Origin of the sequence: Paractinoplanes globisporus DSM 43857 (assembly GCF_000379645.1) — a bacterium.
Lineage (GTDB): Bacteria > Actinomycetota > Actinomycetes > Mycobacteriales > Micromonosporaceae > Actinoplanes > Actinoplanes globisporus.
Genome location: NZ_KB903294.1, coordinates 1,201,013 through 1,224,504, shown reverse-complemented (window position 1 = coordinate 1,224,504; position 23,492 = coordinate 1,201,013). Strand labels below are relative to the sequence as shown.

Annotated in this window: 22 protein-coding genes and 1 pseudogene; 13 read left to right on the top strand and 10 right to left on the bottom strand. The window is 69.3% G+C overall.

Going from position 1 to position 23,492, the window contains the following annotated elements; translation table 11 throughout:
• The first annotated feature begins 309 nt into the window (after positions 1–309).
• From A3CQ_RS0105325 to A3CQ_RS0105305, 5 genes are read left to right on the top strand one after another with little or no spacing between them, the layout of a single operon-like run.
• Positions 310–849 carry an RNA polymerase sigma factor gene (locus A3CQ_RS0105325; RefSeq protein WP_020509881.1) on the top strand — a complete coding sequence of 180 codons (540 nt, stop codon included), beginning with the start codon at positions 310–312 and terminating at the stop codon, positions 847–849.
• Positions 850–863: 14 nt separating this feature from the next.
• Positions 864–1,685 (top strand): cupin domain-containing protein, encoded by an 822-nt coding sequence (locus A3CQ_RS0105320; protein ID WP_040431763.1) that lies wholly within the window; start codon positions 864–866, stop codon positions 1,683–1,685.
• Entirely contained in the window at positions 1,682–2,539 is an 858-nt protein-coding gene (locus A3CQ_RS0105315) for an ABC transporter ATP-binding protein (RefSeq protein ID WP_040431324.1), read from the top strand. Before A3CQ_RS0105320 ends, A3CQ_RS0105315 begins: the two co-directional genes overlap by 4 nt.
• Positions 2,536–3,291, top strand: a complete 756-nt coding sequence (locus tag A3CQ_RS0105310; protein ID WP_020509878.1) for a hypothetical protein — start codon at positions 2,536–2,538, stop codon at positions 3,289–3,291. The genes A3CQ_RS0105315 and A3CQ_RS0105310 overlap by 4 nt, the downstream gene beginning before the upstream one ends.
• Positions 3,288–3,908, top strand: coding sequence for a hypothetical protein (locus A3CQ_RS0105305; protein WP_157295316.1), 621 nt, complete (start codon positions 3,288–3,290; stop codon positions 3,906–3,908). Before A3CQ_RS0105310 ends, A3CQ_RS0105305 begins: the two co-directional genes overlap by 4 nt.
• A 632-nt stretch (positions 3,909–4,540) precedes the next feature.
• Here the strand turns inward: A3CQ_RS0105305 and A3CQ_RS0105300 are convergent.
• From A3CQ_RS0105300 to A3CQ_RS51595, 3 genes are all read right to left on the bottom strand, one after another.
• Positions 4,541–5,143 carry a dihydrofolate reductase family protein gene (locus A3CQ_RS0105300; protein WP_084698916.1) on the bottom strand — a complete coding sequence of 201 codons (603 nt, stop codon included), beginning with the start codon at positions 5,141–5,143 and terminating at the stop codon, positions 4,541–4,543.
• A gap of 14 nt (positions 5,144–5,157) precedes the next feature.
• Positions 5,158–5,712: a dihydrofolate reductase family protein gene (locus A3CQ_RS0105295; protein WP_020509875.1), complete on the bottom strand. Its 555-nt coding sequence runs from the start codon at positions 5,710–5,712 to the stop codon at positions 5,158–5,160.
• A 214-nt stretch (positions 5,713–5,926) separates the two neighbouring features.
• Positions 5,927–7,204: an MFS transporter gene (locus A3CQ_RS51595; RefSeq protein ID WP_051115137.1), complete on the bottom strand. Its 1,278-nt coding sequence runs from the start codon at positions 7,202–7,204 to the stop codon at positions 5,927–5,929.
• Between the two features lie 118 nt (positions 7,205–7,322).
• Between A3CQ_RS51595 and A3CQ_RS0105285 the strand changes: the two genes are divergently transcribed.
• Both A3CQ_RS0105285 and A3CQ_RS58750 read left to right on the top strand, forming a co-directional pair.
• The gene (locus A3CQ_RS0105285) at positions 7,323–8,267 is read left to right on the top strand and encodes a LysR family transcriptional regulator (RefSeq protein ID WP_020509873.1); all 945 of its coding nucleotides are present in this window, start codon (positions 7,323–7,325) and stop codon (positions 8,265–8,267) included.
• Between the two features lie 477 nt (positions 8,268–8,744).
• Positions 8,745–8,897 (top strand): annotated as a pseudogene (locus A3CQ_RS58750) (ester cyclase); the annotation flags it as partial.
• Between the two features lie 384 nt (positions 8,898–9,281).
• Here A3CQ_RS58750 and A3CQ_RS60525 read toward each other — a convergent pair.
• Positions 9,282–9,431, bottom strand: coding sequence for a hypothetical protein (locus A3CQ_RS60525; protein WP_157295314.1), 150 nt, complete (start codon positions 9,429–9,431; stop codon positions 9,282–9,284).
• Between the two features lie 410 nt (positions 9,432–9,841).
• Here A3CQ_RS60525 and A3CQ_RS0105280 point away from each other — a divergent pair, with 410 nt between their 5' ends.
• Both A3CQ_RS0105280 and A3CQ_RS0105275 read left to right on the top strand, forming a co-directional pair.
• A complete protein-coding gene (locus tag A3CQ_RS0105280; protein ID WP_245576994.1) occupies positions 9,842–10,372 on the top strand; it encodes a hypothetical protein in 531 nt (176 codons plus the stop codon).
• A 598-nt stretch (positions 10,373–10,970) separates the two neighbouring features.
• On the top strand, positions 10,971–12,671 hold the full coding sequence (locus tag A3CQ_RS0105275) for a cellulose binding domain-containing protein (RefSeq protein WP_020509871.1): 1,701 nt from the start codon (positions 10,971–10,973) through the stop codon (positions 12,669–12,671).
• A gap of 606 nt (positions 12,672–13,277) precedes the next feature.
• On the opposite strand, the gene A3CQ_RS0105270 is transcribed toward A3CQ_RS0105275, so the two are convergent.
• Positions 13,278–14,156, bottom strand: coding sequence for a S1 family peptidase (locus tag A3CQ_RS0105270; RefSeq protein WP_020509870.1), 879 nt, complete (start codon positions 14,154–14,156; stop codon positions 13,278–13,280).
• Positions 14,157–14,985: 829 nt separating this feature from the next.
• Between A3CQ_RS0105270 and A3CQ_RS0105255 the strand changes: the two genes are divergently transcribed.
• The gene (locus A3CQ_RS0105255) at positions 14,986–15,912 is read left to right on the top strand and encodes a zinc metalloprotease (RefSeq protein WP_020509867.1); all 927 of its coding nucleotides are present in this window, start codon (positions 14,986–14,988) and stop codon (positions 15,910–15,912) included.
• A 189-nt stretch (positions 15,913–16,101) separates the two neighbouring features.
• On the opposite strand, the gene A3CQ_RS60520 is transcribed toward A3CQ_RS0105255, so the two are convergent.
• The 4 genes from A3CQ_RS60520 to A3CQ_RS0105240 form a co-directional block, all read right to left on the bottom strand.
• Positions 16,102–16,248 (bottom strand): hypothetical protein, encoded by a 147-nt coding sequence (locus A3CQ_RS60520; RefSeq protein WP_020509865.1) that lies wholly within the window; start codon positions 16,246–16,248, stop codon positions 16,102–16,104.
• A 268-nt stretch (positions 16,249–16,516) separates the two neighbouring features.
• Entirely contained in the window at positions 16,517–16,975 is a 459-nt protein-coding gene (locus A3CQ_RS0105245; protein WP_245576993.1) for a hypothetical protein, read from the bottom strand.
• Between the two features lie 441 nt (positions 16,976–17,416).
• Complete coding sequence (locus tag A3CQ_RS60515; RefSeq protein WP_157295312.1) at positions 17,417–17,659, bottom strand: hypothetical protein; 243 nt, start codon at positions 17,657–17,659, stop codon at positions 17,417–17,419.
• A complete protein-coding gene (locus A3CQ_RS0105240; RefSeq protein WP_157295310.1) occupies positions 17,629–18,042 on the bottom strand; it encodes a recombinase zinc ribbon domain-containing protein in 414 nt (137 codons plus the stop codon). Before A3CQ_RS0105240 ends, A3CQ_RS60515 begins: the two co-directional genes overlap by 31 nt.
• A 111-nt stretch (positions 18,043–18,153) precedes the next feature.
• Between A3CQ_RS0105240 and A3CQ_RS0105235 the strand changes: the two genes are divergently transcribed.
• From A3CQ_RS0105235 to A3CQ_RS0105225, 3 genes are all read left to right on the top strand, one after another.
• On the top strand, positions 18,154–19,893 hold the full coding sequence (locus tag A3CQ_RS0105235) for a hypothetical protein (protein WP_020509862.1): 1,740 nt from the start codon (positions 18,154–18,156) through the stop codon (positions 19,891–19,893).
• Between the two features lie 185 nt (positions 19,894–20,078).
• A complete protein-coding gene (locus tag A3CQ_RS0105230; protein ID WP_245576992.1) occupies positions 20,079–20,630 on the top strand; it encodes a hypothetical protein in 552 nt (183 codons plus the stop codon).
• 283 nt (positions 20,631–20,913) lie between these two features.
• Positions 20,914–21,711 (top strand): class I SAM-dependent methyltransferase, encoded by a 798-nt coding sequence (locus A3CQ_RS0105225; protein ID WP_020509860.1) that lies wholly within the window; start codon positions 20,914–20,916, stop codon positions 21,709–21,711.
• Positions 21,712–21,845: 134 nt separating this feature from the next.
• On the opposite strand, the gene qcrB is transcribed toward A3CQ_RS0105225, so the two are convergent.
• Positions 21,846–23,372 carry a cytochrome bc1 complex cytochrome b subunit gene (gene qcrB, locus A3CQ_RS0105220; RefSeq protein ID WP_020509859.1) on the bottom strand — a complete coding sequence of 509 codons (1,527 nt, stop codon included), beginning with the start codon at positions 23,370–23,372 and terminating at the stop codon, positions 21,846–21,848.
• Positions 23,373–23,492: the final 120 nt, after the last annotated feature.

Here is a 23,492-nt window from a genome sequence, read left to right as displayed (position 1 = left end):
GGTCGCCGATCTCCGCGACGTGGCGATCATCCGGGTGCTGTGCAACGTCGGCGCTCGGCTGGCCGAGGTCGCCGGGCCTGGGATTCGGCTGGTTGCTCATTTTGCGGGTCGTCGCCCGCGAGCTCATCGGCTGGGCGGTGTTCTTCACCGTCGTGGTGGCCGTCCTGGCCGCGAACCTCCGAGGAATTGCCGCCACGTCCCGTGAACCGTTTGCCCGGCCCGGTACGACGAACAGGGCATGGATGGGAGCCGCATCGCCGGGCATGTGACTCTTGACCTCGCCGAGGTACGAGAACCGGGAGGTCAGGCATGCTGACCCGACCGCCGGACCCTCGGGCGGACTCCCAGCTTCTTGCGGCGATCATGGACGGCGACCGGGGGGCGTTCGCTGAGCTGTACCGGCGGCATCTGCCGTTGCTGTTGGTACGCCTGGGGCGGCGGTGTTCGTCGTCCGAGCTCGTCGACGAGGTCGTGCAGGACACGTTCGTGGCGGTCTGGCGGTCGGCCGGGCGGTGGGACGGCCGGGGCGAGGTGGCTGCGTGGATCTGGGGTATCGGTATCCGCCGCCTGGTCGACGCGTTGCGGCGCAGCCGGCCGCCGGCCGATGAGCTGACCGAGTTCGCCGGCGTCGAGACGTCGGCCGAGGAGCACGTGCTGCTCGCGGTCCAGTACGGCGACGTCGGCGCGGCTCTGGCCAGCCTGTCCCCGGAGCTGCGGGCGGTCGTACAGGCGACGGTCCTGGACGGGTTGACCACGGGAGAGGCCGCCCGGCTGCTGGGCATCCCGCCTGGCACGGTCAAGACACGGATGATGCGCGCCCGCGCTCAGCTGCGGGAGCGGCTGGCATGACCGGGGAGGTTCGGATGACCGTCTGGCACCTGGATCCGGAGGCGATCCGCCGGTACGCGCAGGGCGCCGCCCCGCCGGAGCTGGCCGCGTCGGCCGAGGCGCACCTGATGAGGTGCGCGACCTGCCGGGACGCGATCGCGTCGCACGTCGATACCCGGCGGGTCGAGGCGATCTGGCGCGAGGTGGTCGACCGGGCCGACGCACCCCGGCCGAGCTGGCCCGAACGGATACTGGCCCGGCTCGGCGTCGGCGAGGCGACGGCCCGCCTCGTCGCCGCCACACCGACCCTGCGGGGGCCGTGGCTGCTGGGGATAGCGGGCGTACTCGCGCTCTCCGTCTGGGCGGCTCAGGTCGACGAGCGCCTGCTGCGGATGCTTCTCGTGGCCGCCCCGCTCGGGCCGCTGGCCGGTGTCGCGGTCGCGTTCGCGGGCGGCCTCGACCCGACCCGGGAGATCGGGCTGGCCGCGCCGTACTCGGGCCTGCGATTGCTGTTGATCCGCACGGCCGCGGTCCTGGGGGTCACGGTCCCGATCGTGGCCGCGGCCGGGCTCGCGCTACCCGGCTCCCACTGGCTGGCCGCCGCCTGGCTCCTGCCCACGGCCGGGCTCACCTGCGCCGCGCTTGCGCTGACGGCCCGGATGACCCCCGTCGTCGCCGTCGGCGTCGTGGCCACGGCCTGGGTGCTGGTGACCACCCCGACCGCCATGGCCGGCCACCTCGACCTCGCCTTCGGCGTCGGCGCCCAGATCTTCTGGCTCGCCGTGGCCGTCGGCGGCGGCCTGTGGCTCGCCGTCACCCGTAACACCGTCACGATCAAACTCGGGAGAAGTGCATGACTGTACGCGTGCGGAGCGCGACGAAATCCTTCGGTCGCACGACGGCGCTGGACAGCGTCGACCTGGACGCCGGCCATGGGGTGACCGGTCTGCTGGGACCGAACGGCGCCGGCAAGACGACCCTGCTCCGGATCATCGCCACCGTCCTGGCGCCGGACCGGGGCACGGTGACCCTGCTGGGCCGTGATCCGTCGCGCCCCGACGACCGGACCCGGATCCGCGAACGCCTGGGCTACCTGCCGCAGGACGCCGGCTTCCACCGGGGGTTCACGGTCTTCGAGTTCATCGACTACGTGGCGATCCTGAAGCAGATGACCGACCGGCGGCCCCGGCACGACGAGGTCCGCCGGGTCATCGACCTGACCGGCCTGGCGTCGGTCAGCGCCAAGCGGATCCGGGCCCTCTCCGGCGGGATGCGCCGGCGGGTCGGGTTGGCCCAGGCGCTGCTGGGCAATCCCGATCTGCTCGTCCTCGACGAGCCGACGGTCGGCCTCGATCCCGAGCAGCGGCTGCGTTTCCGGGAGATGATCTCGCACGCCGGGGAGGGGCGCACGGTGGTCATGTCCAGCCACCAGACCGAGGACATCACCGCCCTGTGCACCCGGATCGCCGTGTTCCATCGGGGCCGGGTCCGATTCACCGGTACCCCTAACGAGCTGACCGCGCAGGCCGCGGGCCGCGTGTGGGCCGACAGCCAGAGGTCGGCCGCCGCCCTCGCGGCGTGGCGCATCGGCGACGGCACCTTCCGCAACGTCGGCGACCCGCCGGCCGGCGCCGAGCTGGTCCCACCCACGCTGGAGGACGCGTACCTCCTACTCATGGGCGAGCCCGATCTGGAGGTCACCCACTCATGAGCAACGCCATCCTGATCGGTCGGGAGGCCCGCCGCCTCGTCCGGCACCCCGTGCTCTGGCTGGTACCGGTCGTCGTGGCCGTGACCGCCGCCGCCGACTCGGCCAGCGACGGCCGCAACGCCGACTACTGGTACGGCACGATCTTCACCGCCGTCGCGTTCTTCGGGCCGATCATCGTCCTGTTCGCGGCGAACCTGGTCGCCAGCGGCGCCCGCCGCAGCCGGGCCGAGGAGATGCTGCATGTCACCCCGACCTCGGACACGCGCCGGACCTGGGCGATGGGCCTGGGCATCGCGCTGCCCCTGGCCGGCATCGGCGCCGTCGCAGCGACGGCCATGGCCGTCATCAGCAGCCTCAACGACATCCCGGCCACGGACCTCATGAACGCCGGCGAGCTGGCCCAGCTTCCGCTCGTCATCGCCGGCGCCGGGCTGCTCGGCGTCCTCGCCGCCCGCTGGCTACCCTTCGCCGGCGGCGTGCTGATCGTATTCGTGCTCGCGACGCTCGGCGGTCTCGTCGCGTTCCGCCGCTTCGACGGCGGCGCCTGGTGGATGTGGTGGACGACCGGGATGACGTTCGAGGGCTGGGCGCCGGTGCCGGGCCGGCCGTGGCTGCACGTCGCCTACCTGACTGGGCTCTGCGCGTGCGCCGCCATCGCCGCCGTGTACCGCTCCCAGGGTCGCCGGCTGGTCCTCATCGGCGGGCCGGTTCTGGCCGCCACCCTCGTCCTCGGCGGGCTTCAGCTGCCATGACACGGTCCGTGGCCCGGGAACTGGTCCGCAGCGGCCACCTGGTACGCAGCCTTCGCCTGGCCCCGTTCGCGACGAGTGCTGCCGCCGTCGCCGCGTACCTGGTGGCCCGCCTCGGTGACACACGCGACGCCATCGGCGACCTGCGCGTCCTGGGTCTGCTGCTGACCCTGGGCAGCGGCTACGCGCTCGACGACAGCGCCGCGATCACGGTGCAGGCCAGCCCGTACGGCCTGGCGCGCCGGCTGTGGCTGCGGATCGGTTGTGCAGCGGCGGTCGTCGTGCCGGTGTGGGCGGCGGTGCTCGCGGTCAATCTCCCCTCGGCTCCGGCAGGCGATCGGTGGAGCGTGGGCCTCGGCCTCACGACCGAGCTGGCCGCTGCGGTCACCGTGATGTGGGCCGTGGCCGCGTGGGCCCGTCGCCAGGGATTCGACCAGCCCGGCATCATCACCACGCCCGTGCTTCTGGCGTCGCTGTTGCTGGCCGCGTCGATTCCACAGGCCCCGATGCTGGTCGGTCTCGGCCCGGAGTGGACGCCCGCTCACCTGCGCTGGTCAGGCATCGCGGTCGCCGCGACGTGCGCGCTCGTGGCCGCGATGCGAGACCCGGCCGCGCGCTGATGGTTTCGTGATGGCGGGGCCATCGCGTGGATAGTCGCTGAGCAGAAGGTCACCCCGTTGGTCCCGGCCGCCGACGCCGATGTGTACGGCTGGGACGACGGCCTACGGGTCACTTTCGCATCCGCAAGGGCCGCCTGTGCCGCTGGGAGCAGAGAAGCTGTGACCGGCCCGCCGCCTAGCCCTTGTTGGAGCGCACCCCGCCCCGGTGGTCAGCGTTCGTCGCACGAGCAGCCGAGCTGGGCCGACGCCTCAACGACCTCAGTCACTGAGTCGGGTGGCAACTCGTCATTGAGCACCCCGACTCGGTGAGATCGACCCCAGCGACGTAGAGGAGCCGGCGCGCACGTGATCCTGGTCGGGTGGTTGATCGGACACGACCTGATGCTGTCAACCGAACATCCGGATCCGAATTGAGTGCATTCAATCATGCCGTTGGGATGTATGCGAAACACGACCTTTCGATCATGGTTCGTGGGGGTTGGGCGGTATTGTTGAGATATTAATTCAACCTGGTCGGGGTGATTCTGTTTGTTGTTTCGACTATGCGAAATTCAGTGAGGGGCGTCTGGGTTGGTATTTCGCGCTGATCCCGGGCGGGCCGCGATGTCGCCATCGTGGGTGAGGCCGCCGGGTCACCGCAGAACCGGGAACACGAGGTGGGTGACCCGGTCGCCGTGGACGCAGACCGTCGGGTTGCCGAGTACGACGTCGTCGGAGGAGAGTTCGCCGAAGAAGGGTCGGCTTCCCGCGCCCATCACCACCGGCACCAGGTCGATGGCCACCTCGTCCAGCAGCCGCAGGTCCAGGCACTGCCGGGCGATGGTTCCTCCGGTGACCGCGACGACCGCGTCGCCGGCGAGTTCCTGGGCCCGTGCGATCGCAGCCTCCACGCCATCGGTCGCAAAGTAGAACGGCGCGTCGGGATGGGCGTCGACCCAGTCTTCCGGGATTCGGTGCGTCACCACGACAACGGGGACGTCCAGGGTGTGCCGCCCCTGCCAGCCGTCTGCCACGTCGAACAGCGTCCGGCCACAGACGAGCGCGCCCAGCGAGGACACCCACCGCCGCATGTGCTCCGCACTCTGCGGGGTGAGGTGAAGGGTGAAGTCCCCAGCCGGGCTCGGCATCGCGACCTCGCCGTTCTGTAGCCAGTCGAACAACCGGCCGATGGTGTTGTCCTGCTTGGCGACGTATCCGTCGAGGGACATATTCGCCTGCGCCTGTACTGTGCCCACGGAAGTGCCCCTTCTCAGGAGTGCTGGGGTCGGTAGATGTGGACGACGACGCCACTGGGGAACGGCGTGGTTTCGACGAGGTTCAGGCGCCGTGATTGCGGCAGTTGGCCGAACAGGGCCTGTCCGCGGCCCAGGGCCAGCGGCTGGACCAGTAGGCGGTATTCGTCGATCAGGTCGGTCGCGGCGAGCGCGCCGGCCAGCCGGCCACCACCCCAGACGATCACGTCCGGGCCGGGCTCGGCTTTGATCGCGGCGATCTCGGTCGTGAGCTCGCCCCGCGCGACCAGGGTTTCGGGCCAGCTGGCCTCGGCGTCGCTGAGCGTCGTGGAGAACACCACCTTGGGGATGTCGTTCATCGGCGACGCGTACGGGTCGTCGGACTGCGGCCAGCAGGACGACATTTCCTGGTACGTGATGCGACCCATGAGGTGGGCACCGGCCCGGCTGATGTGGTCGAGCTTCCACTGCTTCAGTTCAGCGCCTTCGGGGACCGCGACCCCCGGGTGCTCACGGTCGCTGCCGACGAACCCGTCCAGCGACATCGACATGTACAGGACGACGTTTCGCATGACTGCCTCTCGTTGTTCGTGTTCGTGTTCGTTACTGTGCGTTGTGCGATGTCAGGTACGGATCCTGATCACCCTTCGGACTGGGCCGGGTGTCCTCAGTGATCGGCCCGCACGCTGTCATCTCGGATTCGAGCAGTTCGAGGCGCACCGTCGCGTGGGACGAGTGGGGGTGCCCCGTGGACGCTCAACACGCCGACAAGACCGGTTGTGGCGGTCATCGTAGGGATCGCTTCGTGTCGACGAGTTCTCCCGCCGTACGGGTCGGGTGTGCGGGGGTCGTTGGATGTGGCACGGGTTGGTGTGGGCGGACCGGCCGGCGGTGGCCCCGCATGGTCGCGGCGAGCAGTGCGGGCGCGACAACGACGATTGCGACCATCAGCGCGGCCGGAATGAGCAGCGCGACCGGAAGGGAAACGCGGGCAGCGACGAACCCGACCAGCGCCGGTGCGACCACCCCGCCGCCGTAGCTGATCGTGGTCACAGCGGAAATCTGCCGCGCCGGACCGCCGACGGCACCGAGGGTGCTGGTGACCACCGGCCAGACCACCGCGATCCCGGCGCCGGTCAACGCCCAGCCGGCCAGTGCGCAGCCAACCCGTGTCGACTCGTCGGTGTGGAGCTCGCCAGCCAGCAGAATCAGGCCAAACCCTGCGGTGGCGGTGCAGCCGGCTAGCCGGATCGTTCGGCCGATGCCGAGCCGCGACCGGGCCGCGTCGCCGATGAAGCGCACGGCGGTCATCGTGGCGAGGAACAGCGTGTACGCGAATGAACCGGTGGCGGCGTCGGCGCCGAGCACTCGGGTGGTGTGGATTCCGGCCCAATCCGTGGCGGCCGCCTCGGCGACGAACGCGGCGGCGCCCAGCAGCCCGAGTGCGACGAGCAACGTCGCACGGATGGGCACGGGACTGGCCGAGCCGGTGGGAGTGCCCGCCTGTGGGGTACCCGACGGTGAAACCTCGACGAGCCCGCGGCCGGCCACGGCCACCCCGGTCGCCAGCGCCACCGCCCCGGCCACTACCAGTACTCGCACGCCCGCACCGGCCCACTGCCCGGCGGCCACGGCGCCACCACCGGCGACCGCGCCGAGCGTCCAGAACCCGTGCATCGTGGTCATCGCCGGCCTGCCGGCCGCCCGCTCCACAGCAACCGCTTGCATGGTCAAGGCGACGTTGAGTACGCCGAGCAGCATGCCGAGGCCGATGGCGGTGATCGTGAGCGTTCTGGCCGAGCCGGCGAGCGCCGGACCAGTCAGTGCCAGCGCCGCCGCCGGTGCGCTCAGCCGCAGCAGCCGCCGCCCGGGCCACCGGTCGGCCAGCCTGCCGGCGAGCGGCATGGCCACGAGCGCACCGAGGGCGAGGGCCATGAGGATCGCGCCGAGCCGGGCTGCACCGAGGTCGAGCCGGGCGTCGAACGCGGGCAGCGACGCGCCCCACAATGCGGTCAACGTACCGGCCGCCGCGTACTGCAGCGCCACCGCGCCTCGTGCACCCATCGCGAACCTCGATCATTGTTGTTGGTGATCCGATCGTGGCCCGGTCGGCGGTCCGGACTCCAACACCTGTTCAGAGCCCATTTACACGACTCGCGTGTAAATCCGGTACAACTGACGGGTGCCCGAAGATCTCGACATCCGGCTGCTGCGCCATTTCGTCGCCGTGGCGGAGGAACTGCACTTCAGCCGCGCCGCGCAGCGGCTGTTCGTGGCGCAGCAGGCGCTCAGCCGCGATGTGCGGCGCCTGGAGGACCGGACCGGGGTGCGACTGCTGGACCGGACTACCCGGCGTGTTGTGCTGACCCCGGCCGGGCAGACGCTGCTGCGCCGGGCGCGGGAGCTGCTCGCGCTGCATGACACCACGCTGCGCGAACTGCACCACGAGCCGCGCTCGTTGACCGTCGACGTCGTCGGCGCCGGGCTCACCGCGGCCATCGTCCTGGCGACCGCTCGGCGCCTCGCCCCGGAGCTGGAGTTCTTCGCCCGCTTCCACACCGGTACCGACGACGCGGTGCCGCTACTGCTCGCCGAGCGCATCGACGTCACGTTCGGCCGGATCCTGCACTACACCGATGGGCTGCGGCACCGGCCGGTCCGTCATGAGCCACTCGCGGTGCTGCTGCCCGCGGACCACCCGCTCACCGCGCACGATGCCGTCCCGCTGCGCGCACTGCGCACTGCCGGCGTGTGCTTCCGCGCCGGCAGCCACGCCACCCCCGCCTGGGAGCACGCCATGCTGCAGTTGCTCGCCCCGTTCGGCATCGACGCGGCCGGCGCCCATCCGCACGTCCACGGCGACGATGAGCTGGCCCAGCACCTCGTGGACCGCGACGGCCCGATCCTGGTGATGAGCACCCAGCCCGCCGTTCCCGGCGGGGTGCTGCGCCCGATCGTCGATCCGGTCCCGCTGTTCCCGTGGGCGATGATCTGGCGCGTCGATGCCGACCACCCCGGGCTGCGCGCCCTGCACGCGGCAGTGGACGAACTGGCCCCAGGCTGGCCCGCGGTCCCGGCGGATCCGCGCACGACCTGGCTGCCGTCACCGGAGTCGGGCTCGACCTGACCCGGCTACCACCGCATCCGCGCCGTCCGAAGCCTTCGGCACTCCCCGTGGGAGAATATTAGGAGAACCGCCAGTCGCGGAACGGTGCGTTGCAGGACTCCGAACGGGTTGCAGCACGTGTGTCGGCACTCTGCCATGGCGTTCACACGGCCCGAACTTGAGGCAGCTCAGCCTGAGCGGATGGAGAGGCGGATATTCCAGGTTGGTGCGTCCGGCATGCTGCGAGCGTGAAGTCTCGGCAGTGTCTCGTGCGGATGGGTGCCTGATGTCGATGGTGCGGGTTGGGTGAATCGGTGGTCCTCGGCGGACGCGTTGCGAGGCCAGGTCAGTGAGGGCCGTGGTTGTGCAGACGCTGATGCGCCAAGAGCGGAATGCAGCGGTGCGCAGCTATCTCTTTCCGGCGTTGTCCTGTGTTGCCTGCGACAGTGCCGCCGCCGGTGGCATCGCCACCCTTGATGTTGTCCCGGCGAGGTTGCAGGCGTATTTCTTGACATCGATGCGGCCGGCCGGAGGGTTTCGTTCGCCGAGCACGTGTTTTACCAGTTTCGCGAGAACCGGATCGAAAACGTGTGGTCGTTGATAGACACCGACGGCATACGACGCCAGCTGTCGACACCGGAGAAACAATGAAGGCCGGCTTCCTCCTCAAACCCGGCTCGACGTACTGATCTGCGCGATCCGATCGCCAACGAGAGTCGCGGCCGACGATTTGGTTGGGCACGCTCGTGGCTACACCCGCCCGCACATCGTCACGTGCAGCATTGGGCGATGATGATGCCGTGATCGCTGATCTGGTCGCCGACGTTCTTGGTGGCGTGCTGGGCGGTGTGCTGTCCTGCCAGAGCCCGCGGCAGCCTGTCGACGAACAGCGTCCGGTACGCTTCGACGCTGGTCTGCGGTTGCCCGGCCGGCGACTCCGGTCGGTCGTGGTGGCGGCTTGGCTATCTCGAGCTCGGCCCCCGGTCCTTCGTGCTCATGGGTCGGCGTCGGCCGCGGCCGGGACGCCGGATCGCGCTACCGGGCCTGCGGGTCGGCAGGAGCCGGCGAATGACTTTTGCCGAGCGTTGGTGGTGGCTCAATCCGACTTGCCGAGTCTTCTTTGCCCAGGCGGGGGACGACGCCGTCGAGATCGCCGTTTTCCGGCAGGATGTCAATTCCGTCCATGACACGAGACAAGAGTGCGACCACTGAAGCTCCTCAGACCCGCCATACAACGTCCTTCTCTGCTGTTGTCCGCGCGTGGGTCGGGCCAGTGTGTGGCAGGAGTCGCGGGCCTGTAGCGGTGGCCCGGATTCGACTGGCGTTGCTGGAAGGCTGTCATCAGTGCCATCGTCGGAGCCGACCTGCGGTGCGAGTACGGGATGGGTATCCAAGCCACACCGGTGTTGGGCAGTGCCCTCCCGACGTCAAGGCGTTCGAGGCGGTAACGGCGCGCACATCTGGGCCCGGTCGAGTGCGGCGCCAGGTGCGGCACGTATCGGCCGTCGGGATCGGACGCGTGGTCTCATTCTGATCGAGCTCGCCGGCATGCACGTTGAGCCAGTCGACGCCAAACCTTGTCGCGATCACCGAGAATGGAGATCGGCGCCTTTCGTGACCTGACCGTCGTGTGCGCCCACGGTGGCACCGGAGGAAGTAGACGCATGATCGCGAGGCGGATCGCCACCCTGGTGACAACCCTGCTGACCTTCGCCGGCCTGGGCGCTTGCGGCACCGCCACCATCCTCGAGGCGCGGCACAACGAACCGGTCGCGATCGCGCCGAGTCCGGCGAGCATTGCGCGGACGGCCGCGCGAACGGTCCACGCCGCCGCCCAAGCCGCCACGGGCGTGAACCATCTGCCGTCCGCCTTCCGGCTCCCGCCGGACAGCCAAGTCACTATGCTCTGCGACCGCAAGTCGGGTGCCTCGTTCACGCTGACTGCGCCGGACCCGGAGGCGGTGCTCGCGTTCTATCGGCGCGAGCTGCCGCGGGGCGCCTTCACGATCGTCGCCGACCGGGCCGGACCGGACACGACCAGCCTGGCATTCCGAAACGCTGACGGCTGGGCCGGCGAGATCTATGCCACGCCGCGATGGGTGACGGTCGCTGTGAGGCACGCCTGATCAGCCCGAATCCACCTGCCTCCCGCTCCCCGCCACCCAGCCGGCTTCGGCAGGCCAGCCACGGGCCCAACCTGGCCCGCGACAACCATCACCGCACCGAACCCGACTTCTTCGATCCGCCCCGCGCCCATATCAAGATCGGCAGCGCAAAGGCGACGGCTCACGATCGACCCTCACGCCGGCCACGAGTCGCCGCGAGCCGAGCTGCTGGCAGCGGCCAGGTCCTGGAAGCTGGAGGTGGTGGCGTCGGGCAGCGAGAGCCAGCCTGAGGCGGCACGAGTGGGATTACCGGGTGCTCGACGGCATCTTCGACGACGGAGCCGGCCATATCGGGCTGGCTTTTCGCGGTCCGCCCGGCGATGGTGCCGGCCTTCGGCGAGAAACCACACAGCCAAACGAGGCGCCGAGTCAACGGATGAGGACTTCGCCGTCGACCGGGACGCGGCGGGCCGCCTGCTCGCGGTCGTGCCGGACCAGGGCCGCCTCTTGGCCGGCTTCGACGTGCTGCGGTAAAGAGCCTGCGGCCTTGTGACCTTTGCTGAACTGGTTAAGAATACTGACTATCGTCAATATCTCCCTGCGTCGGAAGGACCCGGCAATGCGCGTCTCCGCCCGGATCGCCGCATCAGCCGTCGTCGGTACCCTCGTGGCAGGTCTCGGCGCCACGCTTGCCGCGCACGCCGCCATCGTCGGCTGCTCGGTGACGTACGCGATCACCTCGCAGTGGCCCGGCGGCTTCGGCGCGAACGTGACCATCACCAACCTGGGCGACCCGGTCAGCGGCTGGACCCTCACCTGGACGTACGCGGCCGGCCAGAAGGTGACCCAGGCATGGAACGCGACGGTGTCGCAGAGCGGCAGTCAGGTGACGGCTCGTAACGTCGGCTACAACGGCAGCATCGGCACCAACGCCGGCGTGGCGTTCGGGTTCAACGGCTCCTGGACCGGCAGCAACCCGGCGCCGTCGAGTTTCGCCCTCAACGGCGCGACCTGCACCGGCGGCGTGACCGGCACTCCCACGTCGCCGACGCCGTCGACGTCCACACAGCCCGCGGGCGCCGACGACTGGCCGACGTACCACCGCGACAACGCGCGCGACGGCAACGCGACGAATCTCGCCCCGCTGTCCACGCTCTCGGTCGCCTGGACCGCGGCGCTCGACGGCGCCGTCTACGGCCAGCCGCTGGTCGTCGGCGGCCGGATCTTCGCGGCCACCGAGAACGACACGGTCTTCGCGCTGAGTCCGGACTCCGGCGCCGTCCTGTGGTCGGCGCACGTCGGACAGCCCGAACCGCTGTCCGACCTGCCCTGCGGCAACATCGATCCGTTGGGCATCACCAGCACCATGGTGTATGACCCGGCCACCAACCGGGTGTTCGCGGTCGCCGAGACCACCGGTGGGGCGCACACGCTCCTGGGCATCAACGCCGACACCGGCGCCGTCGAGGTGCGGGCCGCCGTCGAGCCGCCGCTGGGCGACGCCAAGGCGCACCAGCAGCGTGGCGCCCTGACCCTGCTGAACGGGCGGGTCCACATCGGCTACGGCGGTCTCTTCGGCGACTGCGGCCAGTACATCGGCTCCGTGGTCTCGGTGGCCACCGACGGTACCGGCAAGCTGAGCTACGCGGTGCCGACCACCCGCGAGGCCGGCATCTGGGGCACCGCCGGCGGCGTGGTGGATGGCGCCCACCTGTTGTACGCGGTCGGCAACGGCGAGTCGACCACCACGTACGACGGCAGCGACTCCGTTCTGGCGCTCTCGGCCGACCTGCAACGGACCGACTTCTTCGCCCCGGCCGACTGGGCCTCGCAGAACGCCCGCGACGCGGATCTCGGATCGATGAGCCCGGCCCTGGTCGGCCAGTACGTCTACGCCGACGGCAAGGCCGGCATCGGGTACGTGCTGCGCCGCGACAACCTGGGCGGCATCGGCGGCCAGGTCACCGAGCTGAACAACAACTGCCAGGCCTTCGGCGGCAGCGCGGTCTCGGAGAACACCGTGTTCTTACCGTGCACCACCGGGCCACGTGCGGTCACGATCGCCGCCGACGGCACAGCAAGCGAGTTGTGGCGAGCCGGTATCGGCGTGCCCGCCGAGGGCTCGCCCGCGATCGGCGGCGGCGCCGTCTGGGTCGTCGACTCCAACGGCGGCGTGCTGTACGCCCTCGAACCCGCCACCGGCGCGGTACGCGCGCAGATACGGGTTGGCCAGACGCCCAACTTCGCGTCACCCACGCTGTCCAGGGGTCGGGCGTACGTCGGCACCCGCACGGGCGTCACCGCCGTCAACGGCGCCTGAGTCCGCCCATCAAGGGGAAAGGCGGGGCGGGAAGCCCGGTGACGGGCCGGCGGACGGTGGCCCGGCCGCGGTGGTGATCGCTGCCATCCGGCGCGCCGGTTGGTTTGCAGGATGGTCATTGCCGTAGGCCTTGACGCCTTCGCGTACAGGCTGGAAGAACGTGATGCCGCCGCTCGTGCAATTGGCGCTGCCGCCGGACGTGAGGCCCAGGGCCTTGGCTCCGTCGTGGGGCGGGCCGCGCTGTTCTCGGCGCTGGCACGTGCCCGCGGAGCAGGTCGAGCAGCGCCAGGTTGGCCGTGCGAGCGTCGGCCTCGAAGCGGACATCCTTATCCTCGGCGGCGCGACGATCGACGGCACCGGGCCGGCGGATGCCGGCGGCAGCCGCCTGGTCGTGTTGCAAGTCGGGACTCGCGTGCGCGCCGAGCGTGCCGGTCGGCTGGCATGCCGACTGCGGAACATGCTATCCGCACCATCGAGCCCATCCGCGTCGCTGGGTTTCTTCGCGGAACAGCTATGCAGGACGCCTTGCCGGCCTAAGGCACGCCGACGCCGACGCCGACGCCCGGCCGCAGCGATGATTGCTGTCGGCCGGGCGCGCCGGATGGTTTAGAGGATGGTCACGCCGTAGGCGTTGACCGCTTCGCGTACGGGCTGGAAGAAGGTGGTGCCGCCGCTCGTGCAGTCGCCGCTGCCGCCGGAGGTGAGGCCGAGGGCCTTGCTGCCGTCGTAGAGCGGGCCGCCCGAATCGCCGCCCTCGGCGCACACGGTGGTCTGGATCAGGCCGCTGACCGTTCCACCGGGATGACCGGAGTAGCGGACACTGACGTTGAGCGCCGTTACCGTCCCGCTGTGGGTGCCGGTTGTCGAGCCCTTGCGGGTGACCGATTCACCGACGACGGCGTCCGCGACGGTGTAGCCGCCGGGGTGGCTGAGCGAGGTGTTGTTGTAGCGGACCAGCGCGTAGTCGTTGCCGGGGAAGCTGTACGAGACGGTCGGGCCGATGAGCGTGGTGTGGCTCGAATTGGTGTACCACGTGCTGACCAGGCTGCCGCAGTGTCCGGCAGTGAGGAAGTAGTAGGTGCTGCCGCTGACCACGTTGAAGCCGAGCGAGCAGCGGTACCGGCCACCGTAGATGGCGTCGCCGGCCGACAACAGCGGAGTGATCACGCCGCTGATGCGATTGATCCGGACCGCGCCGGAGTTGGCGCCCGCGGCCCGCTTCAAAGTCACGATCTCGGCGCTCGAGACGCTGCTGTCCGCGGTGATCACGACGTGGCCGCCGGCGGCGTCGGTGTACCAGGAGATGCCGTCGACGCCGGACCGTCCGACCGCGTTGTTCACCGCGGTGAGTGTGGCGGCGCCGTACGTCCGAGGCGCCGCGTTCGCGGCTGCGGGCTGGACGAACAGGCAGAGAGCGATCGCGGCGGCGGCGACGGCGAGTAGCCGGGTGGCGGGTCCGCGGGCGTGGATGGGGGTGATCCTCACTGCTCCTCCTCAAAGGGCTCGACGGGACTCGGGTGGATCCCGTCAGTGAGACTGGAAGACGCGTCGCCGATCGGGGACGGGTGCTTCTCGGAAATCTCAGTATGTAAACCTGTCGATCTGACGGCAACACGAGAGCCGGCGACCAGGCGACCGCCCATCTCGACCTGGAACGCCGCCACCTGACCCGACCAGGCGGGAGCCGCCGAAAGGGCAGCGATCATCCCGACCGGTGAGCTCATCGAAGGCAATGGCCGCCTGCTCGCCTACGTCGCACCGTGGTTCGCCGGCGCAGCATGAGCCGTCGTTACCCGCCTCCGAGGGCTCTGGTGGTCGTGTTCGGCGATGACGCACCCAGGCCGCTATCGGGACGAGTCCCGCCTACACACTGGTTCAGGCTCAACGTGTTCCTGACAAGGTACGCCGGCCAGGGCCAGGATCCGCTCGCCGTTGACATTGGCCGAGCAGACATCGAGCAGTACTTGCGCTGGCTGCAGGAAGCCCGCTGCTACCGGCCGTCGACCGTGTCGCGCCGATTGCCTGTCGTCATCGGCTTCTACCGGGTGTGCGTCATCGACCAGATCTGCCGCACTCGCCGGCCGACTACCCGCTCATCGCTGCCGAGATTGAAGTCAGTGAGTCGCCTGGTATCGCGACGCCGCGAGATTTGTGACGGCTGGCCGCTGTAACGCCGGTGCCATCGGCGTCGCTCTTCTGTTCAGCCGTGAATCGGTCAAAGGCAGCTACCTCCCCTTGCTCGATGTCCGGAATGTCGGTCGATGACTTTGGGTGGCGGAGAAACCCGCCGCCCGGGACGACGAAAGGTGCACTGATGCGCGCAAGATCAATCACGCGGCTGGCCGTACTGACCGCGGTCGCAGTCGCGGCCACCGCCTCCGGGCCGGTCGCCGCGGTGCCGGTCGCCTCCGCCGTCGGCGCCGCGTGTGCCGGCAATGGGGCGCGGGTGGCCGAGGGGGGCGCCGCCCAGGAGCCGGCGCTCTACCCCGACAACGAGGCGAACGCGTACGGCGTGATCAAGGATTCTCCACGTCTGCCCAACGGCAGCGTCACCGTGCCCACGGTCTTCCACATGATCTCGGATCACCCGCTGAGCGATACGCAGACGAGCCGGTTTACCACCATGATCACGGCGCAGATGAAGGTTCTCAACGATTCGTACGCGGGCCGCACCGCGCCGGACGCCTCGGACACGCCGTTCCGGTTCTCGCTGGTCAACACCACTTGGACAGTGAACGGCAACTGGTACACGGTCGTGCCCGGCAAGAACGAGCGCGACATGAAGAAGGCCCTGTACACCGGCGACGCCCGCACCCTGAACGTGTACGCGGCGAACATCGGCGGGGGGCTCCTCGGCTGGTCGTATTTCCCGAAGGGCTACAACCACGGCCGGGACTACATCGACGGCGTCGTGATGCTCGACGAGTCGATGCCTGGCGGCACGGCCGGCAAGTACTCCCTGGGCGACACCCTGACCCACGAGGTCGGGCACTGGCTGATGCTCGAGCACACGTTCGCGCACGGCTGCTCGGCGGCCGGCGACTACGTCGCCGACACGCCGAAGGAAGCGATCCCGCAGTTCAACTGCCCGGTGGGTGCGGACACCTGCTCCGCGCCCGGCTTCGACCCGATCCACAACTTCATGGACTACTCGCAGGATTCCTGCATGGACATGTTCACCGCAGGCCAGGCGGATCGCATGAGCGACGCCTGGTTGGCATTCCGCGCCGGCGGCAACTGACCGTCAGGTCCCGAGGTGAGGGGCTGGCCGGTGACGCCGGTCAGCCCCTCGACGTAGCCCAGCGGTTGTTGCTGCCTACCTCAATCGCCTTGATGATCCGCGGCGACAGCCCGCTCGCGCTGACGATCAGCGGAGAGCTCTCCGGCGGCGGAACCCACGGCTAAGCGTTTGTCGCGCCCAGCGCGGCCGCTATTTGATCGATCGCCACGGCCCCGGCGGGGCTCCCGCCCTGGCCGTCTCGCGGTGCGTGGCCGCAACCTTGTTGGCCAGGGTGAGCACGAAACGCCGATACCCCTCGACCGCGTCGGCCGTCGCCTTGCTCTCCAGCAGCGCCACCGCGGTACCCAGGTGCCGAAGGGCCGTTATCCCGGAACTCCTGGGGAGTGCGGTACTTCCCGTGATCCGCCTTGGGCCTGGCCGCCACGATCTCGTCGAGCAGCTCATTTTGGCCGTACAGGAAACGCGCCTCGGCGTGCGCCTTCGACATCGCGATCGTCTCGCGGAACATCCCGCCGCGTGCTGCAATCACCACGATCAAGCCGGCGCTTGGTGGACCTTCGAGCACGGAGCGCACTCCTCGGCGGAAGACGCGGCCTTGGTCGTCTCAGCTCCTCCGCGGTTCGCGCTGGTTCATCAGGGCCTCCAGCACCGCGAGGTCGTCGGGTGCCAGCCAGGTCTCCTCCAGCGGGGCACCTCCCGCCTTCTGAATCGCTGCGTTCAGGGGCCCGGCCCAGATGTGCTCGATCAGGGCGACGGCTGCGACGGACCCGGGCGGCACGGCATCGGCCAGGGACCACACCGAGACACCGTCGATGTCGACGCCGGCCTCGTCGTCGCTTTCGCCCTCGTCCTCGGGCCGCCCGAGAAGCGCGGCCGCCAGTCCGCCGAGTCCCGGGTCCGCGCCGGCCGGCGCGGCCAGCGTGTCGACCGTGCCATCCTCGGCGCGCGAGACGAGGAGTAGGTCGACCAGGCGGACAATTCCGGCCTGACGGAGCCGGGTGAATTCAGCGAGTATCTCGCCGGAGAACGCCAGCCGGTCGAACCCGACGACGAGCACCTGCACCGGCCTGATCATCGGATCAACCGCGCCCGCCGATCCTGGAACTCCTCAGCGGTTATCACCCCGGTATCGAGCAGCTGTTGCAAAGCGGGAGCAGGTCCGCTCCCGGCCTCGCGGCCGACTGAGGCCGCACGCGGGGCGTATGGGATGCCGCGTAGGCCTGCGCCGGCGAGAGCCGGCCACCGTAGTACGGCACATTGCCGGTCATACCGGAACGCCGCAGCTGCTTGGGCACCAACAACATCGGTCCTCCTCTCGATCTACCGCCAGGCTCAGCACACGTCCGAGTGGCCAGGCTCCCGCCTGACGACTCAGCATTACTGGCAGCGTCAACAAAACCGCTCGCCGCTTAGCCCGATGGCCGACTGAATGCCAGCACTCGAGATGCGATTACGGTGTGAATAACTCTCGTGTTGGGCTCGGACACGTTAACCCCCAAAGAGATCATTCATATTCTGGATGGATCTCGATGGGGTCTTCACTTTCCAGCTTCGGCCACGGCGTTCGCCTGCCAAATCTGTTCTTCTTTCGGGTCGGCCAGGTCGGTAGCGGCAGGATGAGTTGACCGTCGCCCGGCATCTCGTCAACGGCCCGGGCCTCGAGCTCCGGTGCCCGGCGTCCGAGGTCGGCGTCGTTCTGGGCCGGGTCTTCGAGTGTCACTGTGTCCGGGCCGCAGACGACGAGCATGTCCCGTGTCCGTAGATGAGCGGAGATCTGGCCGGCGTCGGCTGATCCCGCAGTTCGCTGTCGCCCGTCGCGAGGATCTCCTCGACGATGCGGGCTTGCGACCAGTACACCCAGCGCGGGCTACCCGGGTCGGCAGGATGCACGCTGGTGTGTCCGTGCCGGCGCCGGTAGCCCGGACGCCGGTTCACCCAATGCCCCTCCATCCGCCGCCCGCACGCAGCGCACACCACCAGGCCGGTCAGTTGATACCGGTGCACCCGGCCGTCCTCCGGCATCGCCAGAATCGCCAGAGCAGTCACCTGCTGCGCGGCGAGTAAGTCGGCGTCGCTGACCAACGCCGGATGCGTCGACTCGTTCGGGCGGCACTCGACTGCACGCTGCACAGCTCGCAATGGGCTCCTGCCTGTGCACATGGTCCTCGAGACATTCCGACCGGCAAAGCGGGTCAAGCCTTCGGCCATCGAGCAGGTAGAGGCTGCGTAATGATGGGTGGTATGGCCCCCGCATCCGCGCGCCGGGCGGCAGGTGACGTCGGCGCCGTGCTGAGCTATCTGCTGCTCGCCGCCTGGGTCATGCGGGGCCTGTGGGCCGCTCCCGCCGGGCAGGTGCTCTACAACCCCGACGACCACGGGTTCTTCCTGGCGATGATGGCGCACGGCGAGCGGGTGGTCTACCACGGCGAGTCGCTGTTCTACTTCACCCGGCTCAACGTCCCGACCGGCGTGAACATGATGGCCAACACCTCGGTGCTGGCAATCAGCATCCCGCTCGCCCCGTTCACCCACGCCTTGGGCCCGGCCGTCGCCGTGGCGATGATGGCCACAGGCGCCCTGGCCGGCACGGCGACGGCCTGGTGGTGGGTGCTGCGGCGGCACCTGCTCGGCAGCGGGCCGGCCGCCTGGATCGGCGGGCTCTGGACGGGCTTCGCCCCCGGCTTTCTCGCCCACGCCAACGGCCAGCCCAACCTGGCCAGCGGGTTCGTGGTCCCGTTCATCGTCTGGCAGGTGATCCGGCTGCGCGAGCCGGCCCGGATCCTGCGTGGCGGATCGACCCTCGGCGTGCTGGTCGCGCTGCAGGCCTTCGTCGGCGAGGAGTTCCTGCTGTTGCTGGCGATCACGATGGCGCTGATCGCCGTCTCGTACGCGGCCATGCGCTGGCGAGAGGCACTCGAGGCCGGCCCCCGGTTCCTGGCCGGCCTCGCGGTCGCGGTGCTGGTCGCCGGCCTCCTGCTGGCCTACCCGCTCTACCAGCAGTTCCGCGGGCCAGGCCACTACACCGGGCTGCCCTTCCCGGTCGGCACGTCCGCCACCACGCTACGCTCGGTCGCCGCGTTCCCGCGCAACGCCATCGCCGGCAGCGTCGCCCGGGCATCGGAGGTCAGCAGCGGTAGCGTCACCGAGGAGAGCGTCTTCTGGGGCCCGGGCGCCTGCCTCATGATCCTGGTGTCGATCGCGGTGCTGTGGCGATCGGCAGCCGCCCGCGCCGCCGCCCTCGCCGGCCTCGTCATGCTGGTCCTGTCGTTCGGCACCCGGTTCCGCCTCGACCGGACCGCGACCACCGGCGCCGGCTCACCGCTCGGCTTCGTCACCCGCGTCCCGCTGCTCGACCTGGTGACCACGCCCCGATACGCGCTGGCGAGCACCACGATCGCCGGCGTGCTGATGGCGCTGGCCGCCGACCGGGTGCACGGCTTCCGGTGGTTCGCCCGCGTGCCGTACTGGACCGGGATCGCGCTGGCCTTCGTACCGCTCTTCCCGAAGCCGCTGCCAACCTCGCCGGCCCCGCCGATGCCGGCGTTCTTCGCCGACGGCACATGGCGGTCCTATGTGCACGGCGACCAGACTGTGGTGATCGTGCCCCTGCCGAGCATGCGCACCGGCAGGACGGCCATGCGCATCGCGGCGCTGAACACCTTCGCCTTCCCGGTGCCGCGCGGCTACTTCATGGGCCCGCAGAACGCGCCCGCCGACGACCGGGGCTCGTGGTCGCCGCCGCCGCGCTTCACGGTCACCGTCCTTGACCAGTTGCGCCGCACCGGGACCCTGCCGCCGATCAGCGTCGACCTCCGCCGGGCGATGCTGGCCGATCTGCGCTACTGGCACGCCGGGGTGGTCGTCCTGCTGCCGGACATGCCGCATCAGGCTGCCGTACGCGGGGTGCTGGCCGATGTGCTCGGCACCCCCGAGGACTACGGTGGCGTCGCCGTGTGGCGTGTGCCCCCGCCCCCAACCTGATCAGGTGGAGGAGACAGATGCCGGCAACTCACTGGATGCGATCGCCGTGCGAATGTCCCTCGTGTTGGGCTCCGGACACGCAAATCCCTACGGGGATGCGGACGAACGCAGGCTTCGTCCTGCCGATCCCGCCGGATCGACGTTGCTAGGCCCTACGTCAGCCGATTCAACGTGAAAACCGGCTAATGGTCGTCGGCAAAGGCGAGTTGCGCCCGGAACGGCGTGCGCCGGCCACCACTCGCTGCGGAAGATCACCCGCGAACACGTCCTCGATGCCCTGGCTCCGTCGGGAACGCGCGCTCGACCGCAGGGCATGGCCTCAAGTCGATCTGCCGGTTGCTCAAGGGCCGCGAGGTGCTCTTCACCGATCCCACCGCGACGGCCGTCTGCACGTCGACGGCCGGGTCATCATCCTGGCCGAACCCGTCCGCGAACGGCTGCACGCCTACCTCGACCTGCGGCAGCAACGCTGGCCCGAGGCCGCCAACGCGCACCTGTTCCTGACCAAACACACCGGGCGCAGCACCGAGGAATGCAGCAAACGCTGGATCTGGCTGACTATCGGCCCCGACCTGTCGATCGCCGCCATCCGCGAAGACCGCATCCTGGACGAGGCCCACGCCACCGGCGGCGACGTCCGCTGCTTGGCCGACCTGTTCGGCCTCAGCATCCAAGCCGGCAGCCGCTACACCAACGTCATCAGCTACCCCGACCTCGGCAGCACCAGTCGACCCTGACCGGTGACGGCGGAAACCCGTCGCCAGCAGAGCATGCCCGCTGGGAAGATGTCGCGCGTGCCCGCGGACCCTATCCCCGACAAGGAACTCCTCCGTCGGGCTAGCGATGGCCCCGCCAAGGCGCTGCCGTTGCGGCATTTCCCCGGACGCGTTAACTGCTCGACGGACTCCGGCGCATCCCGCAGAGACCACCTGAGCACGTCCGGACGCCGGGGATGGGTTCGCTCCTGCCTGGCCCGCTCCATCAGCCCGGCCCGCGCGACTTGAAGGGATAACCGCAACTATGACCGACACCAACCGAGAAACCCTGCGCACCACATTCGGCCAGGACGCCGAACTCTACGACCAATGCCGTCCGACCTACCCGCCCCAGCTGTTCACCGACCTCGCCACCCTGGCAGATCTCGGTCCCCGCTCCCGGGTGCTGGAGATCGGATGCGGAACCGGCCAAGCAACCCTGCCCTTGGCACAACTGGGATGCGATGTCGTCGCGATGGACCTCAGCCCCGACATGGCCGCCATCGCCCGACGCAACCTCGCACAGTTCCCGAATGTCACCGTCGTCGCGGCGGCCTTCGAGGACTGGCAGCCCTCGGACGGAACCTTCGACGCGATTCTCTCCGCGACCGCGTTCCATTGGCTTGACCCCGAGGTGCGCATGATCAAAGCCGCTGACCTGCTGCGGCCAGGCGGATCTCTCGGCATCGTCTCGACTCACCACATCGCCGGCGGGACGAACGCCTTCTTCGCCGACGCGCAACGATGCTACGAACGTTTCGACCCCACAACACCGCCCGGCATGCGTCTGACGACCGACGACGAAAACCCCGAGGAGACGGCAGAGTTCGAGCGATCGGCACGATTCGGGCCAGTCGAATTCCGGCGCTACGAATGGCAACAGACCTATACGTCGCCCGAGTATCTGAACCTGCTCATGACCTACTCCGGCAATCGAGGCATGGCGCCGCAGACACGCAACGGTCTGTTCGCGTGCATCTCCCACCTGATCGACGACGTCTACAACGGAGCAATCACCAAGCAGTACCGGACCCGGCTCGCCATCGCCCACAAAACACAATGACTCGCCCCGACACCCGATCTGCGCACTACCGCCACCTCGGGAACAAAGCGAACAGACGGAGCCTCTCCGGATTGGGCGCACGGCCCACGTTGCGACGCCAGTTCGCGAACCCGAGCGCTCAACCGGGGTCATAGTTACCGGCTGGTGAGGTCCTTCTCCGGTCGCGGCTCCCGCTCCGGCTTTCTCTCCACCGCCACGAAGAAGCCGTTTACGGCTGGGGCGAGGGCGCCGAGACGGTTCATCTTCTTGGGTACGACCCAGCCCGCGTATTCGGCCGGCGGAAGTGGCTGGTGCACCTCGACGAAGCGGCCGTCCGGGAGCCGCCGGATGATGCCGGTCTCGACGCCGTGCGCCAGCACCTCCCGATCGTGCTGCTGCAACCCCAGGCAGATCCGCCGGGTCACGAGGTAGGCGAGTGGTGGCACCACCAGCAGCCCGATCCGGCCGGCCCAGGTCATCGCGTTCAGGCTGAGGTGGAACTTGTCGGCGATGATGTCGTTCGCGCCCGAGACAGTGCAGACGAGGAAGAACGACAAAGCCATCATTCCCAATCCCGTACGGGCGGGGTTGTCGCGCGGCCGTTCGAGGAGATTGTGCGCCGCCCGGTCGCGGCTCCGCCGCGCCTCGATCCACGGATAGGCCATCGGCGCCACGGTCAGGACGCCGGGCAGCACCACGGCCGGCCAGAAGATCGGCGGAATGCTGTAGTTCCCGAGGTAGATCTGCCAGTTCGGCATCAGCCGGATCGCGCCGTCCAGGAACATCACGTACCAGTCGGGCTGGCTGCCGGCCGACACCTCGTAGGCACGGTACGGGCCGAACAGCCACACCGGGTTGATCTGGAAGAGCCCGGCCATCAGCGAGATGACCCCGAAGACGGCCATGAAGAAGCCACCCTGCTTGAGCGCGTACCGGGGCACGAACCGCTCACCGACCACGTTGTTCTCGGTGCGCCGCGGGCCGGGCCACTGAGTGTGCTTCTGCACGAACACGAGGGCGACATGCACGGTGATGAGCGCGAACAGCGCGGCCGGGAGCAGCAGCACATGCACGATGTAGAGCCGCCCGACGATGAGGTGGCCGGGGAAGTCGCCGCCGAACAGCGCCGCCGACAGCCAGCTGCCCGCCACCGGAATCGACAGCACGATGGCCTGCGCAATCCGCAACCCGGCGCCGGAGAGCCCGTCGTCGACCATCGAATACCCGGTGAACCCGGCCAGGAACGCCAGCCAGAACAGCAGGATCCCGATCACCCAGTTCGCCTCGCGCGGCTTGCGGAACGCGCCGGTGAAGAAGATCCGCAGCATGTGCACCACGATGGCGGCCAGGAATAGCAGGGCCGCCCAGTGGTGCATCTGCCGGACGAACAGACCACCCCGGACCTCGAACGAAAGACGCAACGACGACTCGTACGCCGCCGACATCGACGTCCCGCGTAGGGCGGAGTAGGGCCCGTCGTAGGTCACCTCGCGCATCGACGGATCGAAGAACAGCGTGAGGAAGACCCCGCTGAGCAGCAGCACGATGAACGAGAACAGCGCGATCTCGCCGATCAGGAACGACCAGTGGTCGGGAAAGACCTTGTTGAGCAGCCCTCGCAGCGGCGTGGCGGCTTTGTAACGTTCGTCGACGCCCTTGGCCGTCCTCTCGATCGCGCGCATGCCGTGCCCTCCCCGGTCGCCTCCTGGTTGCAGACAAGACGAGGTAGCGCCTCAGGATGTGACGTCGACCGGTCCGGACGTGACCACGACCACTCGGCGTCGGCTGCCTGATGCCCGGAG

Coding starts and splice junctions, on each gene's coding strand:
- A3CQ_RS0105315 (WP_040431324.1), top strand. CDS start 1,682: ATGACTGTACGCGTGCGGAGCGCGACGAAATCCTTCGGTCGCACGACG.
- A3CQ_RS0105225 (WP_020509860.1), top strand. CDS start 20,914: ATGACCGACACCAACCGAGAAACCCTGCGCACCACATTCGGCCAGGAC.
- A3CQ_RS0105255 (WP_020509867.1), top strand. CDS start 14,986: ATGCGCGCAAGATCAATCACGCGGCTGGCCGTACTGACCGCGGTCGCA.
- A3CQ_RS0105310 (WP_020509878.1), top strand. CDS start 2,536: ATGAGCAACGCCATCCTGATCGGTCGGGAGGCCCGCCGCCTCGTCCGG.
- A3CQ_RS51595 (WP_051115137.1), bottom strand. CDS start 7,204: ATGGGTGCACGAGGCGCGGTGGCGCTGCAGTACGCGGCGGCCGGTACG.
- A3CQ_RS0105320 (WP_040431763.1), top strand. CDS start 864: ATGACCGTCTGGCACCTGGATCCGGAGGCGATCCGCCGGTACGCGCAG.
- A3CQ_RS0105275 (WP_020509871.1), top strand. CDS start 10,971: ATGCGCGTCTCCGCCCGGATCGCCGCATCAGCCGTCGTCGGTACCCTC.
- A3CQ_RS0105325 (WP_020509881.1), top strand. CDS start 310: ATGCTGACCCGACCGCCGGACCCTCGGGCGGACTCCCAGCTTCTTGCG.
- qcrB (WP_020509859.1), bottom strand. CDS start 23,372: ATGCGCGCGATCGAGAGGACGGCCAAGGGCGTCGACGAACGTTACAAA.
- A3CQ_RS0105230 (WP_245576992.1), top strand. CDS start 20,079: ATGGTCGTCGGCAAAGGCGAGTTGCGCCCGGAACGGCGTGCGCCGGCC.
- A3CQ_RS0105235 (WP_020509862.1), top strand. CDS start 18,154: ATGGCCCCCGCATCCGCGCGCCGGGCGGCAGGTGACGTCGGCGCCGTG.
- A3CQ_RS60525 (WP_157295314.1), bottom strand. CDS start 9,431: ATGGACGGAATTGACATCCTGCCGGAAAACGGCGATCTCGACGGCGTC.
- A3CQ_RS0105305 (WP_157295316.1), top strand. CDS start 3,288: ATGACACGGTCCGTGGCCCGGGAACTGGTCCGCAGCGGCCACCTGGTA.
- A3CQ_RS60515 (WP_157295312.1), bottom strand. CDS start 17,659: ATGCTCGTCGTCTGCGGCCCGGACACAGTGACACTCGAAGACCCGGCC.
- A3CQ_RS0105280 (WP_245576994.1), top strand. CDS start 9,842: ATGGAGATCGGCGCCTTTCGTGACCTGACCGTCGTGTGCGCCCACGGT.
- A3CQ_RS0105295 (WP_020509875.1), bottom strand. CDS start 5,712: ATGCGAAACGTCGTCCTGTACATGTCGATGTCGCTGGACGGGTTCGTC.